This is a genomic window from Corynebacterium callunae (assembly GCF_046592015.1).
Taxonomy (GTDB): Bacteria; Actinomycetota; Actinomycetes; order Mycobacteriales; family Mycobacteriaceae; genus Corynebacterium; species Corynebacterium callunae_A.
Genome location: NZ_JAWVOB010000009.1, coordinates 46,104 through 64,913 on the forward strand (window position 1 = coordinate 46,104; position 18,810 = coordinate 64,913).

Annotated in this window: 14 protein-coding genes; 3 read left to right on the plus strand and 11 right to left on the minus strand. The window is 52.9% G+C overall.

Translation table 11 applies throughout. From position 1 onward, the window contains the following. Positions 1-156 precede the first annotated feature (156 nt). On the plus strand, positions 157-2,739 hold the full coding sequence (locus SFC07_RS10410) for an ExeM/NucH family extracellular endonuclease (protein ID WP_411208187.1): 2,583 nt from the start codon (positions 157-159) through the stop codon (positions 2,737-2,739). A gap of 48 nt (positions 2,740-2,787) precedes the next feature. On the opposite strand, the gene SFC07_RS10415 is transcribed toward SFC07_RS10410, so the two are convergent. The 8 genes from SFC07_RS10415 to purD form a co-directional block, all read right to left on the minus strand. Further along, the gene (locus SFC07_RS10415) at positions 2,788-3,471 is read right to left on the minus strand and encodes a DUF2334 domain-containing protein (protein ID WP_411208188.1); all 684 of its coding nucleotides are present in this window, start codon (positions 3,469-3,471) and stop codon (positions 2,788-2,790) included. Positions 3,472-3,523: 52 nt separating this feature from the next. Next, positions 3,524-4,879 (minus strand): cation:dicarboxylate symporter family transporter, encoded by a 1,356-nt coding sequence (locus tag SFC07_RS10420; RefSeq protein ID WP_411208189.1) that lies wholly within the window; start codon positions 4,877-4,879, stop codon positions 3,524-3,526. 288 nt (positions 4,880-5,167) lie between these two features. After that, a complete protein-coding gene (locus SFC07_RS10425) occupies positions 5,168-7,291 on the minus strand; it encodes a S9 family peptidase (RefSeq protein WP_411208190.1) in 2,124 nt (707 codons plus the stop codon). Between the two features lie 281 nt (positions 7,292-7,572). Continuing rightward, the gene (locus SFC07_RS10430) at positions 7,573-8,466 is read right to left on the minus strand and encodes a phosphoribosylaminoimidazolesuccinocarboxamide synthase (RefSeq protein WP_411208191.1); all 894 of its coding nucleotides are present in this window, start codon (positions 8,464-8,466) and stop codon (positions 7,573-7,575) included. A gap of 255 nt (positions 8,467-8,721) precedes the next feature. After that, entirely contained in the window at positions 8,722-8,871 is a 150-nt protein-coding gene (locus SFC07_RS10435) for a hypothetical protein (protein WP_411208192.1), read from the minus strand. A 399-nt stretch (positions 8,872-9,270) separates the two neighbouring features. Next, positions 9,271-10,710, minus strand: a complete 1,440-nt coding sequence (gene purB, locus SFC07_RS10440; protein WP_411208268.1) for an adenylosuccinate lyase — start codon at positions 10,708-10,710, stop codon at positions 9,271-9,273. A 34-nt stretch (positions 10,711-10,744) separates the two neighbouring features. Further along, positions 10,745-11,854 (minus strand): pyridoxal phosphate-dependent aminotransferase, encoded by a 1,110-nt coding sequence (locus SFC07_RS10445; RefSeq protein ID WP_411208269.1) that lies wholly within the window; start codon positions 11,852-11,854, stop codon positions 10,745-10,747. A 70-nt stretch (positions 11,855-11,924) separates the two neighbouring features. Beyond that, the gene (gene purD / locus SFC07_RS10450; RefSeq protein WP_411208193.1) at positions 11,925-13,190 is read right to left on the minus strand and encodes a phosphoribosylamine--glycine ligase; all 1,266 of its coding nucleotides are present in this window, start codon (positions 13,188-13,190) and stop codon (positions 11,925-11,927) included. A 113-nt stretch (positions 13,191-13,303) separates the two neighbouring features. Here purD and SFC07_RS10455 point away from each other — a divergent pair, with 113 nt between their 5' ends. Next, a complete protein-coding gene (locus SFC07_RS10455; protein WP_411208194.1) occupies positions 13,304-13,717 on the plus strand; it encodes an HIT family protein in 414 nt (137 codons plus the stop codon). On the opposite strand, the gene bioD is transcribed toward SFC07_RS10455, so the two are convergent. Both bioD and SFC07_RS10465 read right to left on the minus strand, forming a co-directional pair. Continuing rightward, a complete protein-coding gene (gene bioD, locus SFC07_RS10460) occupies positions 13,697-14,380 on the minus strand; it encodes a dethiobiotin synthase (protein ID WP_411208195.1) in 684 nt (227 codons plus the stop codon). The genes SFC07_RS10455 and bioD overlap by 21 nt on opposite strands. A gap of 2 nt (positions 14,381-14,382) precedes the next feature. Then, positions 14,383-15,669 carry an adenosylmethionine--8-amino-7-oxononanoate transaminase gene (locus tag SFC07_RS10465; RefSeq protein WP_411208196.1) on the minus strand — a complete coding sequence of 429 codons (1,287 nt, stop codon included), beginning with the start codon at positions 15,667-15,669 and terminating at the stop codon, positions 14,383-14,385. 97 nt (positions 15,670-15,766) lie between these two features. Between SFC07_RS10465 and SFC07_RS10470 the strand changes: the two genes are divergently transcribed. Further along, entirely contained in the window at positions 15,767-17,245 is a 1,479-nt protein-coding gene (locus tag SFC07_RS10470) for a peptide MFS transporter (protein WP_411208197.1), read from the plus strand. A gap of 52 nt (positions 17,246-17,297) precedes the next feature. Here SFC07_RS10470 and SFC07_RS10475 read toward each other — a convergent pair whose 3' ends face one another. Continuing rightward, positions 17,298-18,797, minus strand: coding sequence for a sensor histidine kinase (locus SFC07_RS10475; protein WP_411208198.1), 1,500 nt, complete (start codon positions 18,795-18,797; stop codon positions 17,298-17,300). Between the last annotated feature and the right edge of the window lie 13 nt (positions 18,798-18,810).

Genomic DNA, 18,810 nt, shown 5'->3' on the forward strand with positions numbered 1-18,810 from the left:
TGGAAAATTGAATTATCTACAGACAAAAGGTGAATTTTAGGATACCTTAAGCTAAACCCCCAGCTGGATAAGAAGTGTTACTCAGCGCCGTCTCAGTTTCTGCGGTAAGTCATACGTTTTGTAAGGATATTTCTCATCTGAACAAAGGTCTTCTACATGACTCGCATTTCTGCGCGCACCCTGGCACTTGCCCTCGCCGGTGCAACCGCGGCCAGCTTGGCTGTCGCCCCTGCTGCCACTGCCAAGATGGACGGCACCCTACCTGTTATCACCGAGGTTTATGGAGGTGGCGGCAACTCCGGCTCTGTTTACTCCAATGACTTCATTGAGCTATACAACCCCACTGACGCTGCTATTTCTCTTGATGGCTGGAGTGTGGCTTATTATTCTGCTTCCGGCAACCCCGGTGGCACCACCACTTTGACCGGTAGCATCGCCCCAGGTAGCTACTACCTAATTCAGCAAAACGCAGGTTCAAATAACACCGGCGCGCTGCCCGCCCCAGATGCCATCGGCACGCTGTCCATGAGTGGCTCCAATGGCGCCGTAGAACTGAAGAACGCTAGCTCCGAAGTTGTTGACCTGGTCGGATACGGCAGCGCAAATCAATTTGAGGGAGTAGCAGCAGCTCCTGCTACCTCAAATAGCACTTCAGTACAGCGCAAAATCGATGTAGTGGATCTCGAAGATAATTCGCTCGACTTCTTGGCTGAAACCCCCACCCCAAAGGCACCTTTCGCGGGTGATACCGATACCCCAGCAGAACCATCAACCCCGGGCACCATTACCAGCATTGCTGATATTCAGGGCACCGGCGCTGAAACCCCCCTCGCCGGCCAGATTGTTACTACCAAAGGCATTGTTACCGCGGTTTATGCAGAGGGCGGATTCAATGGCTACTACATCCAGACCCCTGGTACCGGCGCTACTCTAAAGTCTGCAGGCCAGGCTTCCGATGGCATCTTTGTTTATGTCGGCAGCAACGGCACCTACCCAGCAATTGGCGATTCCGTCACCGTCACCGGTACCGCCGCTGAATACTATGACATGACCCAGCTGGGGAACTCTTCTTATGTTCCTTCCCCAATTCCTTTTGAGGCTGTCACTCCTACCGCACTTGATACCGTGCCAGCTGGCGATGACATCCGCGAAGCTTATGAAGGCATGTTGTTGCAGCCCACCGGCGCACACACCGTGACCAACAACTATGGTCTCAACACCTACGGTGAAATTGCACTGGCTCCTGGCACCGAGCCTTTGTACCAGGCAACTGAAATGGTGGCGCCAGGCCAGGCTGCGATTGACTATGAAGCAGCAAATGCAGCCAAGGAAATCACCTTGGATGATGGTCGCTCCGGCAACTACACCCGCGGTGACAACACCGTTCCTATGCCTTGGATTGTGCAAGATAGTGGTTCCACCATCAAGGCAATCCGCACCGGCGATCAGGTGAATTTCCAGACCCCAGTGATCTTTGATTACCGCTTTGACCTGTGGAAATTCCAGCCCACCACCCCAGTAACCGGCAATACCGCTGCTGACGAACTTCCTATCACCTGGGAAGATTCCCGCGCTGCAGAACTTGCATCCATCGATACCGTGGCTGGCGATTACCACATCGCAAGCTTCAACGTGCTCAACTACTTCACCTCCCTGGGTGAGGATGAAGCAGGTTGCGCTGCTTATACCGATATCTATGGCGACCCAGTTACTGCCAATAACTGCGATGTCCGCGGTGCATTCTCCGATGAGGCTTTGGCTGATCAGCAGGCCAAGATTGTCGCTGCCATTAACCGCCTTGACGTTGATGTGCTCGGCCTTGAGGAAATTGAAAACACCGCTACTGTCACCGGCGATAAGACCCATCGCGATGAGGCCCTCAACACCCTAGTTGCTGCCCTCAACGCAGCAGCAGGCTCTGATCGTTGGGCAGCTGTAGAGTCCCCAGCTAAGCTCGGCACCGATGAGGATTACATCCGCGTTGCCTTCATCTACGACAAGACCACTGTGAAGCCAGTTGGCGAATCCCGCATCTTTGACGATGCTGCATTCACCGGTACTGCACGTCAGCCGCTGGCACAGGAATTCCAGCCACTGGATGAAACCAAGGAATCCTTCGTCGGTGTTGTAAACCACTTCAAGTCCAAGGGTTCTGTAGCTAATGGCGATGCCGACACCGGCGACGGCCAGGGCTCCAACGCTAATGTCCGTGTTGCACAGGCTCAGGCGCTGATCAAGCACCTCGAAGAGCAGGATGACTGGGCATCCAAGCCAGTATTCATCCTGGGTGATACCAACTCCTACGCCCGCGAAGATTCTATGACCACCCTTTATGATGCTGGTTATAGCAATATCGCCGAGGAATTCGATGCAGGTTATAGCTACCAATTTGATGGCCGCATCGGTTCCCTCGACCACGCCCTGGGCAACGCCGCAGCCATGGACAACGTAGTTGACGCCGAGGTCTGGGATATCAACGCCGATGAGTCTATCGCCTTTGAGTACTCCCGTCGCCTCAACAACATCACCGACGTCTACACCGCGGATCCTTTCCGCTCCTCTGACCACGACCCCATCAAGGTTGGTTTCAACCTGAAGTCCGTCGAGGCACCTGTTGATCCAGGCACCGAAGAGCCTGCTGACGGCAGCTCTGACAGCGCTAAGGGATTGGGCATTTTCGCGATTATCGCCGCCATCCTGGCAGCAATTGGTTTCGCACTGCCATACTTCAAGATCTAAGACGCTTGTCGACGCCACCCTCCGCGGACCTTAAGGTCCGCGGAGGGTTTAGTCTTGCATGGCCTGCGAATAACTTTGGGGCTGGGCTCCCAAAGCCAAAGCTGCGAGCGCTGCGTTACGGAAATCTCGCGCTACTTTAGGATTTTCCAAATTGCGGGCCGAGGCGGACAAACGCACAGTATTGCCACGCGCTGCACCGCGAGAAACGGCGTTAATGACATTTTTGCGCCACCATTTAGCAGCACCAAAGCCCTCACCGACCGAGAGGTTACGGCAGGCCAAGAAATTTCCACTGCGTAGATCATGCATGCCCTTAGTGGAGGCTGCGATATCAAAATCAAATTCCGGAAGCACCTCAAAGGTTCCCTCGGACATCCGCCACCGAGGTGGAGCAAAAATATTGAAATTAAATCCAATCTTTTCCATTTGCCTAATGGCACCGGTTAACCGCAAACGAGCTTCATGAGCTTCTAGGGATGCAAATTCAGAGCGACGCCCCTGCACCGCCTGGTCAAAACCATTAAGGATGAACTCATGGCCATTGTCGCGGTATTTTTCCAACCATTTACGGGTGTCTTTATCCTTGGCTAGGCGCCAGTCCCCATCAATGCGGGGTGCTACCAAAAGGGAGACCTCGATCCCCTCGGCGCTCAGGTCTTTAATAAGCCCGTCGGCTGCTGATCGGGTCTGGTCGAAAATACTAGAAACTGAAACAAGAAGACGGCCGGACATGCACATTATTCTTGCATGCCCGGCCCTCGCCGTCTTGTTGAAAGCTTAAAACCTAGTGTGAACTAGCTTCCTCTTCTTCGACCTCAACATAAGGGTCTTTACCATCAAGTACCTTGCGTACCTGATCTGAATCAATGGTGCCAGTCCACTTGCCCACCAACAGCGTTGCCACAGAGTTACCAGCAAAGTTGGTCAGCGCACGAGCCTCGGACATGAACTTATCGATACCCACGATAACGTCCACACCATGCAGGAGTTCTGGGCGGTGTGAGGAGAGACCAGCAGCCAAGGTAGCAATACCTGCGCCGGAAACACCCGCTGCGCCCTTGGAAGCAATGATCATGAAGACCAAGAGGCCGATCTGCTCACCGAGGCTCATCTCCACGTTCATAGCGTCAGCAATAAAGATGGACGCCATGGTCAGGTAAATAGCGGTGCCATCAAGGTTGAAGGAGTAACCGGTTGGAACCACGATGCCCACGGTTGGCTTTGCCACACCGATGTGCTCCATCTTGCGCATCAAGCTTGGCAGTGCAGATTCCGAGGATGAGGTGGCAAAAATCAGCAGGAATTCCTTGCCCAGGTAACGGCACAGCTTGAAAATATTAAAGCCGGTGAAGACCTTGAGTACCGCGCCCAAGACACCAAAGATGAAGATGAAACAGGTGACGTAGAAGGCCAGGATCAAAATGCCCAGCTGAACCACGGCGTCAAAGCCGGTTTCACCAACCACACCAGCCATTGCACCAAAGGCACCTACTGGAGCGAGCCACAGGATCCAGTTCAGGATCTTGAAGATGAGCTTTTGCATATGGGAGACAAAGTCCAAAATGGGCTGGCCTTTATCGCCCATGGACTGAGCCGCAAAGCCGACCAAGATGGCAATAAAGAGCACCTGCAGCACAGATCCGCTGGTAAAGGCAGAGAAGAAAGTCTCCGGGATGATGGACTGAATAAAGCCCATTAGACCGGCATGGCTTTCCTCTGACTGTGAGGCGAAGGTTGATTCGGAATCAACTGGAATGTTGAGACCCGAACCTGGCTGAATGAGGTTACCGACAACCAGACCGATGGCCAAGGCGAAGGTAGACATGGTGATGAAGTACGCCAAGGCAATACCGCCAGCACGGCCAACAGTTGCTGCGGCCTTCACCGAGCCAATGCCCAGGACCAAGGTACAGAAAATAACTGGTGCAATGATCATCTTGATCAAAGACACAAACATCGTTCCCAGAACTTTGAGCTCTTTGCCGAGCTCAGGGGAAATCAGACCGACGGTGATACCGGCGATCAAGGCGACAATCACGGCAATGTAGAGCCAGTGGGTGCGATCCTTTTTTGGTGGTTTCGCTACCACAATGTGCTCATTTTTGATATCGCTTTGAGATGACTCAGATTGCGAACTCATGAGGTTCCTTCTTCAGGCTTTGGGGAAAGCATCGACTCAAGCAATGCCACTGATGTAGCTGCCAGGTCGATATAAATGGATCAAAACTTGGCAGGAGCGTGAAAATTATGTAAAAGATTGGCCCAAGACGCAAAAAGCTAATTTTGTGTCTTAGCCCATTAAAGTCCCCAAATTTATTTCACTGCACGTCAGAGGCCTAAATCGGGTGTAGTGTCAAACTTTGCAATTTTTTAGTTAAATAAAGAAATACCCCCAAAAGTGTTTTTGGGGGTAAAAGTCGGCTTCAGCTTATTCAGTGACGCCAGTGGCCTGATTAATCAGCCAGGCATATTCAAATGCGGTCTCACGCCACTTTTCATAACGGCCCGACACACCACCATGGCCGGCTACCATCTCAGTTTTCAGCAGGAAATCTCCACCGGTTGCAGTGGACCTTAATTTAGCCACCCATTTAGCTGGCTCTACGTAGAGCACGCGGGTGTCATTAAGAGAGGTAATAGCCAAGATATTGGGATATTTCTTAGCCTCCACATTCTCATAGGGCGCATAGGATGCCATGTAGTCATAGATCTCCTTGTCATGGAGGGGATCGCCCCATTCATCCCACTCAATAACTGTCAATGGCAGCTCTGGCATCAGCATAGAAGTCAAAGGATCTACAAAAGGCACGTTCGCTTCAATTGCCTTAAAACGATCACCTGCCATATTGGCAATGGCACCCATGAGCATGCCTCCAGCAGATCCACCCTCGGCAACCAACATCTCAGGTGCAGTAATTCCCTGTGCAATGAGAGCATCGGCAACGTCAATAAAGTCAGTGAAGGTGTTCTTCTTGGTGAGCATCTTGCCGTTGTCATACCAGCCACGGCCCATTTCGCCACCACCGCGCACATGGGCAATGGCAAAGATCATGCCACGGTCCATCAAAGACAGGCGCGAGATGGAGAATCCCGGATCAATAGAGGACTCATAGGATCCATAGCCATAGAGCAAAGCTGGGCTGGGGGTGCTGAGATCAAGATCCGTGCGGTGCACCACCGACACGGGGATCTGCGCACCATCTTGAGCAGTGACCCACATCCGAGATGCGGTGTAATCCTCACGGTTGTAGCCGCCCAAAACCTCTTGCTCTTTGAGTAGGGTGCGCTCGCCGGTTTCGATCCAATAGTTAAAAAGTCGAGCGGGAGTAGTAAAAGAGGTATAGGACACGCGAATTACTGGTGCATCCCACTCTGGATTTCCACCGGAGCCAACATTGTAGATTTCCTCGTCAAATTCCAATTGCTGGAATTCGCCAAAGAACCCGTCGACAAGCTTCATGACAGCAACCTGGCCAATGGCGTTAGACCTGTAGGCCAGCAAAATAAAGTCGCGGTAGGTGTCTACACCTTCAACGCGCACATCATCGCGGTGTGGCACGAGGGTACGCAAAGAGTCTAGGGAGTTCAGCTCCGCCACTGGCGCCCAGCCCACGGAGAAGTTAGGGCCTGCGGCATTGTGGGTAACCAGCCAGATGTCCTCGCCACCGACAACTGCATGGTCAATGTCATATTCCACGCCCTCAACCCGCGGGATCAATACCTGAGGTTCGCCCTCAGGTTCATCAAATGGCAAAACACGGACCTCGGAGGTGATCTTGGAGGCGCAGCCCATCAAAATGTACTTATCAGAGCGTGTGGTTCCCACCCAGGTAGAAAAACGCTCATCTGGTTCGTGATAGACCAGAACATCTTCTTCCACCGGGGTGCCGATCTTGTGACGCCAAATAGTATCTGGACGCCAGGCGTCGTCAACGCGCTGGTAGAAGAGATAATCCTCCCCTACCCAGGTCGCACCATAGAAGATGCCTTGGAGGGTGTCGTCGAGAAGCTCCCCGGTCTGCAGGTCTTTAATGCGCAAGGTAAAGCGCTCGTCGCCCGAGGTATCAGTGGAATATGCCAGGTAGCGGCCAGAAATGGTGACAGTTGAGGCGCCAATGGAGAAGAAGTCGTGGCCTTCGGCAAGCTCGTTGGCATCCAAGATCACTTCTTCGCCTGCTGCAGGCTCGCCGTCAGGAATGGTGGGCGGAGTCCACTCATCAGAGCCTTCAGCTACTGGAATGCGACAGGAATAGCCATAGCTTTTGCCTTCCTCCACACGACTGTAATACCAGTATTTACCTGCGCGAACCGGAATGGACATATCGGTTTCTTTAACGCGGGTTTTAATTTCTTCATAAATATTGGCGCTCAGGGTGTCCAGGTGCGCGGTTTCCTGCTTGGTGAACGCGTTTTCCGCCTCCAAATAATCCAGGGTGTCCTGAGATTCTTTATCACGCAGCCATTCATAGTCATCTTGGGAATCGATGCCATGGAAGGTTCGGGTGGTGGGGTGGATTGGAGCAATTGGTGGATTAAGGCGTTCAGAACACATAAGCCTCGATCTTAGCGCCCTAAATCCAGCAGAGGGCAGATGTTCGCCACAGGCGAGCGCCCCAGCCGCCGCGTAGTTGATTGCAGTGTGCAGAATCGTACACACTTACGCTTTTTGAGGCATTCTGCGCAGAATCCTGCTGATTTGCGGTCCTAAAATCAGCAGAATCGTGCACAATTCCTTCAATTCCTCATATCTGTGCAGAATCCTGCTCAGTGATCTAGACAAGCCACCGCATAACAACGGCCTGAAGGGTAATCCCTCCAGGCCTTGATAAAGATTTAGACGCAGCTACCGATCCACTCGGAGAACTTCTTGCCAGAAATGAGCTCATAGGCTTCGACATAACGGCCGCGGGTGGCTTCAATAACAGAGCCAGGCAGTGCTGGTGGTGCAGAACCGCTGTTCTTGTCCCAACCGGATTTAGGGCCGGTCAGCCAGTTGCGCACAAACTGCTTATCAAAGCTGGGCTGGACAACGCCAGGCTCATAGCCTTCGGCTGGCCAATAGCGAGAGGAGTCTGGGGTGAGGACTTCATCGCCAAGAACAAGGTCACCATTGTCATCAATGCCAAATTCAAACTTGGTATCAGCCAAGATGACGCCACGCTCGAGAGCCACAGCAGCTGCCTGAGTGTAGATAGCGATGGAAGCATCACGCAGCTGGTTGGCACGGGCTTCACCGAGACGCTCCTCAACGACATCGAAGGAGACGTTAATATCGTGGTCTCCAATATCAGCCTTGGTGGCAGGGGTGAAGATAGGCTCAGGCAGGCGGGAGGATTCAACCAGGTTGTCTGGCAGGGAAACTCCGCATACAGAACCGCTTTGCTTATATTCTTCCAAGCCGGAGCCGGTCAGGTAGCCGCGCACTACGCATTCAAAAGGAAGCATGTTCAGCTTCTTGCACACCATGGCACGTCCGAGCACCTCTTCAGGGATGCGGATGTCATCGATTGGGCCAGCAAGATGGTTGGGGAAATCGATGGTGTCAAAGAAGAACTGGCTCATCGCAGTGAGTACCCGACCCTTGTCAGGAATTTCGGTATCAAGGATAAAGTCATAGGCCGAAATACGGTCAGAAGCAACCATGAGAATATACTTCTCATCGATTTCGTAGATTTCACGAACCTTGCCTGCGGACAAGTGCTTGTACTGGGAGAGTTCAGGACGCATGATAGTGAAGTCTAGACCTCATTAAGGTGTTCCGAAAATTGTAATGATTTTTCAACACCGAAGGTGATTAAGATTATTCCCCCAATGGTTAAGTAATGCGCCTTAAGCCTCAGCATTATTCGAACAGAACTTAAGCTACTTTTTCCTTAAAACGCAAAAAACGAACACCCGCTCATGGAGAGTGTTCGTTCTTTAAACCTCAGCCGACCAAGTGTCGGCTGGACTAATACCGTTTGCCCGAAGGCTAACTAGTAATTAGGAGGAAGAAGACTGCAGGGTGTCCAGGAAGTTCTGAACGCCGTCGAAGCCTGCGCCTACGAGGCCGGAAACGCCATTGAAGCCAGCGCCAACAAGTCCGGCAACGCCGTCGAAGATGGACTGTACGAGTGCGAAGATCTCGGTCATGTGAAATCTCTCTTTCTATGTTCGCCAGGCTCTTGCTGCCTGACTGGGATAACTCAAGTGTGGCCTAAGCCGACAAGCCCTCGCAACCCCATCGCCTCAAAATTAGATATTTTTGAACACTGTTTAGTTGGTGTCAATTAGATACCTTTAAGGGCAAAGCAGTTTTATTCATAATAAAAAATTTATTAAAATTTTTTCGAAAAAGGGCAAAAATCTCTCAGCATCGGCGATTTTCCTCAGAGTCAATGTTGTTTTTTGGTCACTTTTTAGTCACCTCTACTTCACCTGACAAACCCAAACGAACCCTGAGCGAACCCCAAACAGCCCAAAAAACAAGAAAAACGGGCTGCCGGCCCGTCAAAAACTGACAGGAACCAACAACCCGCGCGTTAAAAACGCTTAGAGAATCTCACCTGGACGGTAGTCAGCGGCGCCGGGGTGGGCGTCGACAAGCGTCTGAATGCGCGCAAGCACGCGGGACACCTGAGATTCCGCGGCGCCAATAAAGGCGTGGCGGTCAGCCAAGGCTGCAGCCAGGTCCTCTTCGCTCATAGGCAGGCGCTCATCGGCGGCCAGGCGCTGGATGAGGTCCTGCTCGCCACCGTTTTCGCGCATGTTAAGTGCCACTGCCACAGCGTTTTCCTTGATGACCTCGTGGGCAGTCTCGCGGCCAACCCCGGCGCGCACAGCAGCCATGAGGATGCGGGTGGTTGCCAGGAATGGCAGGTAGCGCTCAAGTTCGCGCTCGATCATGGCTGGGAAAGCGCCAAATTCATCAAGCACGGTGAGGAAGGTTTCAAACATGCCGTCGATGGCAAAGAAAGCATCTGGCAAAGCTACGCGGCGGATCACGGAGCAGAAAACATCGCCTTCATTCCACTGCTGGCCGGAGAGGTCTGCAACCATGGTGAGGTAGCCGCGCAGAATAACCTGCAGGCCACCGACGCGCTCGCAGGAGCGGGCGTTCATCTTATGAGGCATTGCGGAGGAGCCAACCTGGCCCTCTTTGAAGCCTTCGGTGACGGTCTCATTGCCGGCCATCAGGCGGATGGTGTGAGACAAAGAAGATGGGCCTGCACCCAGCTGTACCAGCGCGGACACAGCGTCGAAGTCGAGGGAACGAGGATAAACCTGGCCCACGGAATCAAAAACGCGGTCAAAGCCGAGGTGGGAAGCAATGCGGGTTTCCAGCTCAGCCAAGCGGGATTCATCGCCATCCATCAGATCGAGCATGTCCTGAGAAGTTCCCATTGGACCCTTAATGCCACGCAGAGGGTAACGCTGCAGCAGTTCAGAAACGCGCTCTAGGGCTACCAACATTTCATCGGCAGCAGAGGCAAAGCGCTTGCCGAGGGTGGTGGCCTGAGCTGCCACATTGTGGGAACGGCCAGCCATAACGAGGCTTTGGTACTGAGCTGCGCGGGAGCCGATAGCTGCAACCACGGCAATGCCCTTATTACGGACCAGTTCGAGGGAGCGGTGGATCTGGAGCTGCTCCACGTTCTCGGTGAGATCGCGGGAGGTCATGCCTTTGTGGATGTGCTCATAGCCAGCTAGCGCATTAAATTCCTCAATGCGGGCCTTCACATCGTGGCGGGTGACGCGCTCACGGTCGGCAATGCTACCCAGATCAACTTGGTCAATGACAGCTTCATAGGCAGCAATTGCCTCGGCGGGGATCTCTACGCCCAGATCTTTTTGGGCTTTCATCACGGCGATCCAGAGCTGACGCTCCATGATGATCTTCTCTTCCGCGCTCCACAGGTTTGACAGCTCAGCGGAGGCGTAACGGTTCGACAGGACATTTGCGATCTTCTTTTTATCAGCCACGCAAATTATTATTCCCCACGAACCGAAACTAACCTAGTCGTGCCTACTTTTTAAGGAACTCCCCTATGCGGCGCACACCCTCGAGGGTGTCATCCTTGCTGGCACAAAGGCTCAGGCGAATCCATTTATGCCCTAATTCAGGGTCAAAATCTACACCCGGCGCGACAGCTACCCCGGCCTCTTCAATAAGTTGCTGGGCCCAGACCTCAGAGTCCTCGGTGTATTCAGAGACATCCACCCACAAATACAGGCCGCCGTCCGGGTCGGCGAAAGTGCCCAACCCGATTTCAGGCAGCTTTTCGACGAAAACCTCGCGAGCCTCTCGATATGCCTCCACATGCGCATCCAACTCGGCAGCAGCTTCCAAAGTGAAAGCAGCACGACCTGCAGCCTGGCCAATCGCTGGCGCACACAAAGCTAATGAAGCCTGCAGGTTTTCAATGGGAGTAATCAGCTCATCTGGCACAATGATCCAGCCCACGCGCCAGCCCGTCATAGAGAAGTACTTGGACAAAGTACCCACCACAATGGCATTTTTGGAGAATTGATGCGCGGTGGCCAGCGGGCGGCCAAAGCTCATGCCGTGGTAATCCTCATCAGAAATAAGGACAGCATCATTGGCATCACACCAGGCTGCGATCTTTTCTAGTTCTGCGGGATCAATAATGGTGCTGGTGGGGTTGCCCGGGCTGGTAACAATCACAGCCTTGGGCTTATGTGGCAGTTCTTCCAGCATTTGCGCGGTGGGCTGGAAGCGGGTTTCCGCAGTACAGCGCAGGTTGAGGATTTGGGCGCCCAAGGATTCCAGAATATTGCGGTAGGCCGGATATCCCGGAGTAGACATGGCTACATAATCGCCATGATCCAAGGTGGCCAAAAACGCTGCGACAAATCCACCGGAGGAACCAGTGGTGACAATAACATTGTCGGGATTGGTCTCTACCCCATAGGTAGCGGAGTGCCAATCCGCCACGCGCTCACGAAACTCCCGGTCACCGATAACCTCGGTGTATCCCAGGGTGCTGGAGCGCAGGGCGATTTCGGCTTCAGCGATTACTGCTTCAGGGGCACCGGTGGTGGGTTGCCCCGCGCAGAACATAATGGTGTCTTTACCTTCGCGTTTGCGACGGTGGACTTGGTCCAGCATCTGCATCACGCGGAAGGGTTGAACATTACTTCTTTGGCTTGGCTTCATAAAGACCAAGCCTAACTTGATAACTCGATTAGATCGAGATTCGACCCTCAACTGCAGGCAATGCAATATCGGTGCGGTAGTGGCTGCCCTCTAGCTCAATGGTCTTGATGGTGGCATAAGCCTGCTCACGAGCAGCCTCCAAGGTTTCGCCGACACCAATAACATTGAGCACACGGCCGCCGGCAGAAACGAGCTCGCCCTCAGCATTAAGTGCGGTACCTGCGTGGTAGATATTGTCTGCATCGGCGTTGCGGATTACATCGCCAGTGCGTGGGGATTCTGGGTAGTTGTGGGATGCCAGCACCACGGTTAGTGCGTAGCCATCTTCCCATTCCAGGGCAGGCTGCTCAGCCAAGGTGCCCTGGGCCACGGAGTTCAGCAGACCAGCCAGCGGGGTCTTCAGCAGTGCGAGCACAGCCTGGGTTTCTGGGTCACCAAAACGGCAGTTAAATTCCACCACAGCAGGGCCTTCTGCACCCCAGGCAATACCGGCATAAAGCAAACCGGAGTAGGAGCAACCGCGTGCCACCATTTCCTGAGCTACAGGCACGCAGATTTCATCCACAATGCGCTGCACGCCATCGGCAGGCAACCAAGGCAGTGGAGCATATGCGCCCATACCGCCGGTGTTGGGGCCCTCATCATTGTCAAAAACGCGCTTGTGATCCTGCGCAGGCAGCAAAGGAACCACAGTTTCGCCATCTACCATGCAGAAGAGGGAGACCTCAGGGCCATCAAGGAAGGATTCCAACAATACTGGGTTGCCGCCGCCGAGCACGGCGTCAACGTGTGCGCGGGCTGCGGTGCGATCGGGCGTTACGACGACACCCTTGCCTGCGGCTAGACCATCATCTTTAACAACCCAGGTAGGTCCAAAGTTATCCAAAGCTGCGTCAATCTCAGCATCGCTTGCGCCTGGTTGAATAGCTTCAGCGTGGGCGGTCTTTACGCCACGTGCAGCCATAATGGCTTTTGCGAAAGCCTTGGAGCCTTCGATCTGAGCAGCATCCTTATTTGGCCCAAAAACGGCAATGCCTGCAGCACGCAGAGCATCGGCGACACCGGCTACCAATGGGATCTCTGGACCAACAACAACCAAGTCAGAGTTTAGTTCTTGAGCCAGGGCCGTAACCTGTGCTGGATCATCGGCCTTGATTTCAGGGTGGACGGTGGCAAGCTTGCCAAGTCCGGCGTTGCCAGGAGCAACATGGAGGTCAGTAGTTGCAGGGTCGAGGGAAAGTCCACGGAGGAGGGCGTGCTCACGGGCGCCCGAGCCGATTACCAGAATGCGCATGGTTGTTGAGTTTATCCTGCAAAACTTATTCAGAGCTATTTTGGTTTCTTCAGCGTGGATTTTAAGGGCTAATCTGTGCGTCGAAAAGCAAAAATGGGTAGTACTCTAAGTGCATGGCTTCCGTATTCACGAAAATTATTAATGGCGAGCTTCCGGGCCGCTTCGTTTATCGATCCGAGAATGTCGTGGCATTTTTGTCAATCGAACCACTTACTTATGGCCACACTTTGATCGTTCCCGTTGCCGAGGTTGATCGCTGGACCGATCTGCCCCATGACATTTGGGTCGAGGTGAATGAGGCTGCACAACTTATTGCCAATGCCATTGTTAAGGCTTTTGGTTCTGCTCGTTGTGGATACATTATTGCCGGATTTGATGTCCCCCACACCCACATCCACCTCTTCCCCACCGACAAAATGGCTGATTATAACTTTGCCAATGCACTCGCTGCGGATGCCACCGATCCAGCCAAGATGGATGATGCTGCCGAGCGTATTCGCGCGGCACTAGCTGACTGGGTGGAGTAGATCCAGCACCGGGAAGTTAAATCCTGCAACTAACTCGGAGAATTCTTCAGGGTTCAATGCCCCTGCGCCCTGCGGAATTGCTCCAATAAAGGGCACCTTGCTGGTGCGTTCAAATTCTATGAGATTAAGCCGGGTCGCCAGGTCTGGCTTTGCACTGATTGAACCACCAATGAGCCCAATAACTTCAAGACCCCGGTGCCGTGCAGCTTCAACAGTTAGTTCGGCAGCATTCAAACTGCCCAAGCCAGTGCTGGTGACAATAAGCAGCGGAGCATTGAGTTCGGCGGCCACATCGGCGATGCTAAATTCCGCAGCCAAACGCACCAACAGTCCCCCTGCGCCTTCAATAACAACCAAGCGATGTGGTGCATCTTGTTGTTTAAGCCAGGCAATTAAAGCTGGTGGATCCACGGGAGCAGCTCCTTCTTGAGTAGCTGCCAGATTTGGTGCCAAAGGATCTCTAAAACGTACCCATTCTTTACCTTTAATTCCGGTGAGCTTTTCGATGCTGAAAATATCGCCGCTGCCTGGCTTTTCTCCGGTTTGAACAGGCTTAATGGGCAAAACCTCGATACCTTTATTACTGAGATATTTCACGACAACCGCAGTGGCAATGGTTTTTCCAACGTCGGTTCCGGTACCGCTCATGACTAAAAATGGCATTTTTATCCTCCCTGATAGGTGCTCGCTATTTTTACTGCTGCGCTGACTCCGCGACAGATGGTTTCACATTCCTTCGTGGTGGTGATGTAAGGCGGCATGACATAAATCAGCCTGCCGAAGGGCCGAATCCACACTCCTTGTTCAAGGGCAGCGCGGGTTGAAGCTTCCATAGGAACTGAGGTTCCCATTTCCACCACTCCAATGGCGCCACATACCCTTACATCGGCAACTCCCGCCAGGCTTTTTAACGGGGCAAGACCGGCTTCAAGCTCACTTTCAAGGCGCTTGACCTGGTCATTCCATGCACCAGTGGCGATAATGTCCATCGAAGCCGCAGAGACCGCACACGCTAGTGGATTGGCCATAAAAGTAGGTCCATGCATCAGTGCACCGCCACCAGCTGGGCTAGAAATAGCCTGCGCCACTTCAGCAGTACATAAGGTGGCGGCAAAACTCATAAATCCCCCGCTCAGAGCCTTTCCTAGGCAAAGAATATCCGGGGTGATGCCATTGCTGAGAGTTGCAAATAGGTTTCCAGTGCGACCAAAACCGGTAGCGATTTCATCAGCGATTAGGAGCCTGTCATATTTCAGGCATAACTCTTTGATGCCTTGGAGCAGCTCAATATCGTGAAAGCGCATTCCACCTGCGCCTTGGACCAAGGGCTCAACGATAACCGCCGCGATGGAATCGTCGAAAAGCGCCTCAAAGCTGTTGAGGTAGGCACGTCGGGCCTGCTCATCGGTGCCGCATGGTGGGGGCGGTGGGGCAAAAATTTGCTCGGCAAGGGTACCTTGCCACAGGCTGTGCATGCCGTTATCGGGGTCGCAAACACTCATGGCGGCGAAGGTATCGCCATGATATCCAGAGCGCCAAGTGAGCAATTTATTGCGCTCAGGGTGTCCACTACCTCTGGCGTTTTGCAGCGCCATTTTGATGGCAACTTCTACCGCTACGGATCCAGAATCTGAGTAAAAGACATGGGGTAATTGATGTTCGGTGAGGTCGAGGAGTTTTTGGGTGAGCGTTATGGCTGGTTGATGGGTAAGACCGCCAAACATCACATGGCTCATCTGAGCTATTTGTTTTTGGGCTGCTGCCATAAGTTCCTGGTGGCCGTGACCATGCACTGCAGACCACCAAGAGCTCATGGCATCAATTACTTGTTCTCCGGTTTCCAGCGTGAGATAAATCCCTGAGGTTTTTTCTATGAGGAAGTTTTTGGTGCCAGGAGCTGCGTAGGGATGCCAGATATTTTGTGCATCGATGTTAAGAATATGTTCTTCCAAGGGGAGATAGCTTCACTTTCACGTAAATCTTGAACAGTGTTCAATTTTCTTTTCAAATTGAGATTAACACTCTTTTAAAAGGTTTATGATCACATTTATGACCAAAATTGAACACCGTTCAGGTGTGGTACGACAAGCATTTGACCGTCGGCGAGTAGTGGCCTCAATTGTCAGCATTGAAATGTGGGAGCGTTTCAGCTTCTATGGCATGCAGGCTTTGCTCGCCTACTATCTCTACTTCGAGGCAAACCTCGGTGGCCTCGGTATGGATCAACAACAAGCAACAGCCCTCGTCGGCGCCTATGGGGCAACGCTTTATCTCTGTTGCTGGGCCGGGGGTTGGGTGAGCGATCGCCTGCTTGGTGCCGAAATGACCCTACTCACTGGTGCAATTTCAGTATCGATCGGCCATATTTCCCTGGCTCTCATTGGCGGTTACCCTGGCTTATGCATCGGCCTTACGCTCATTGCACTAGGTTCTGGTTTTCTTAAAACCTCTGCAATTACAGTGCTGGGATCAAGCGCTGAACCCACTACCGATACCTCCAAACCAGATCCGGCGTTCCAATACTTCTACCTCGGCATTAACGTCGGAGCACTACTTGGACCGCTGCTTACCGGCTGGCTTTCCACCCGCTATAACTTTGAAATTGGCTTTGGGACAGCAGCTATCCTTATGGCCATTGGCCTGGGTATTTACCTCACCTTGCGGCCAGCAATGCTTAAAACCCTGCCCACAGATCTGCTCCAAATGTTCCTTGCTCCCCAACAGCCCGTCACGCCCCGCACCGCTTTGCTTTGGATCGGCGGTGTCATTGTTATTGCAGGTTCCGTGGCTGCGCTGCTTTTTAGTGGAAAGATCAGTGCCGGAAATCTGGCCAATGGAATTTTACTACTGACAGCCTTGGCTGCGCTATGGCTTTTCATTCTGCCGCTGCAACACCACGAGGTTAGCGCTGCAGAAAAGAAGAAGGTACTGGGGTTTATCCCCATCTTTATCTGCTCTACCGCTTTTTGGACCTTACAAGGACAAACCTATGGTGTGCTGGCTGTTTATTCCCAAGAACGCGTGAACCGCATGCTGGGATCTTTTGAAGTTCCCGCGGCTTGGTCACAATCCCTAAATCCTTTTTATATCCTGGCTTTTTCCATTCCGCTTTCCGTTGCTCTGAGCAAATTGGGAAACCATGGCCTGACCTTGCGCCGCAGCATCAGCCTCGGTGTCATAATTTCCGGCTCTGGCATGCTGGTGCTCATTCCATTTACCGGCACAACCTCAGTACCTTTATGGGTTCTGCCTTTAAGCATTTTGCTTATTTCACTTGGAGAACTGCTCATTGGCCCTGGTGGCATGGCTGCGGTAGCTCACCATGCTCCGCGCGCATTTGCCACCCGTTTCTCAGCCCTTTACTTCCTTACCCTGGCGATTGGAATGTCCCTTGCTGGAACAATGTCGGAGTTTTATGATCCTTCCACCCCAGCTGCAGAGATCCAATACTTTGCTCTGATCGGTGGCGCCACCATAGCCATTGGCGCAATTACGCTGCCTTTGAGTCTGCGCAACTCAGACAAATAAAAAAGGAGCCACATTCTCTAGACTCCAGGAATGTGGCTACCTTTAATGTTTTCTACTTCACTGCGGGCAACACAATAGTAAATACTGTGCCTTTACCCAGTTCGCTTTCTACAGTGACGGTGCCGCCATGGCCTTCAACCAGGGATTTGGTAATCGCCAAGCCCAAGCCGGAACCACCTGAAGCCCGCGAACGCGAGACATCAGCGCGGTAGAAGCGCTCGAAGATATGCTCGGAATCTTCCTTGGACATACCAACGCCATTGTCGATAACCAAGACCTTCACATTGTCAGCTTCGGTCTCAATCTGAATATTCACCTCAGCCTCAGGGCCACCGTGGTTTAGACCATTGGCAACCAGGTTGGTCAAAACCTGGTGCAAACGGGTGGGATCGCCCTCCACCACCGGAATGCTTTCAGATTTATTGGACACATTGATGCTGCGATCAGGCCACGCGGCCTTTAAGGAACCACGAACTGCCAGTGCCAGTTCAAGCATATCGACGCGATGCTTTTCCATTTGCTGACCTTCGGCACGAGTCAGCGAGAGAAGATCTTCCACCAACACACTCATGCGCTGGGCTTCGCCACCAATTTTGGAAAGCACCCAATCAGCATCTCGGGTCGCCCCGGAGGAATAAAGCTCTGTAAAGCCCTTTACCGAGGTCAGCGGAGTGCGCAGCTCATGGGAGGCATCTCCCACAAAACGTCGCATCTGTGCCTCTTTTTGCTGGGCGTTCATAATTGATGCTTGCAATTGCTCCAACATAATGTTGAGGGCATTAGCCAATTGTCCCACCTCAGTTGTCATCGGCCAGTTTGGCACACGCCTATCCAAATCACCGCCGGCGATTCTTGAAGCCGTCTCCTCCACCTCACGCAAAGGACGCAAAGAACGCCGCACAAGGAAGAAGGAACTGATCAAAATGGCAATAAGGATCAGCACACCAATAACCAACTGGGCTACCACTAAGCGATAAAGCAGGGTTGATTCGCGGCCCATGCTTTTACCCACCACGGTGATAATATCTCCGTTTTTGGCAGCCATGACGCGCCAATGGGTTGAGGAAGCTGAACCTTCTGCGGCTTCCACGGTGTGTGGGCCGGTACCAATTGTGGTTTGGCTTAGATCGGGGGCCGATTCGGCATCATTAAAAATGATGCTGGAGCCATCGGGGAATACCTTCGCCACGTAATAATCGCTGGGCGGGCCCTGGCGGGCACCATCAAAGTTAAAGAGCTCAACATTTCGCGCCCAGGTACCCATGGCAGATTCCAGATCCTGATCCATGCGGGTATAAGACACCTCGCGCATCAGGCTTGAAACCGCGACGGCATTTACCAAGAGTCCAAGGCCAGCAATGCCAACCACCAGCAAAATGATTCTGGTGCGCAGCGGCATGGCGCGTCCGGCAGTGCGGATCGGGCCGACCTTGGGTTCTTCTGTCTCTACTGAGGTGTCTTTCCCATCATCGAAGAGCACCTCAGGGGCATCAGTGTTGGTCGAGCCGCCTTCTGAGTTTTTACCTAGGGCAGCAACATAGGGATTTTCCATAAATCACAGAACC

Excerpts from the sequence above, each read along its gene's own strand:
- SFC07_RS10475 (WP_411208198.1), bottom strand. The coding sequence starts at position 18,797 with ATGGAAAATCCCTATGTTGCTGCCCTAGGTAAAAACTCAGAAGGCGGC.
- purD (WP_411208193.1), bottom strand. The coding sequence starts at position 13,190 with ATGCGCATTCTGGTAATCGGCTCGGGCGCCCGTGAGCACGCCCTCCTC.
- SFC07_RS10410 (WP_411208187.1), top strand. The coding sequence starts at position 157 with ATGACTCGCATTTCTGCGCGCACCCTGGCACTTGCCCTCGCCGGTGCA.
- SFC07_RS10455 (WP_411208194.1), top strand. The coding sequence starts at position 13,304 with ATGGCTTCCGTATTCACGAAAATTATTAATGGCGAGCTTCCGGGCCGC.
- SFC07_RS10425 (WP_411208190.1), bottom strand. The coding sequence starts at position 7,291 with ATGTGTTCTGAACGCCTTAATCCACCAATTGCTCCAATCCACCCCACC.
- SFC07_RS10415 (WP_411208188.1), bottom strand. The coding sequence starts at position 3,471 with ATGTCCGGCCGTCTTCTTGTTTCAGTTTCTAGTATTTTCGACCAGACC.
- SFC07_RS10430 (WP_411208191.1), bottom strand. The coding sequence starts at position 8,466 with ATGCGTCCTGAACTCTCCCAGTACAAGCACTTGTCCGCAGGCAAGGTT.
- SFC07_RS10470 (WP_411208197.1), top strand. The coding sequence starts at position 15,767 with ATGACCAAAATTGAACACCGTTCAGGTGTGGTACGACAAGCATTTGAC.
- SFC07_RS10420 (WP_411208189.1), bottom strand. The coding sequence starts at position 4,879 with ATGAGTTCGCAATCTGAGTCATCTCAAAGCGATATCAAAAATGAGCAC.
- SFC07_RS10435 (WP_411208192.1), bottom strand. The coding sequence starts at position 8,871 with ATGACCGAGATCTTCGCACTCGTACAGTCCATCTTCGACGGCGTTGCC.
- bioD (WP_411208195.1), bottom strand. The coding sequence starts at position 14,380 with ATGCCATTTTTAGTCATGAGCGGTACCGGAACCGACGTTGGAAAAACC.
- SFC07_RS10445 (WP_411208269.1), bottom strand. The coding sequence starts at position 11,854 with ATGCAGATGCTGGACCAAGTCCACCGTCGCAAACGCGAAGGTAAAGAC.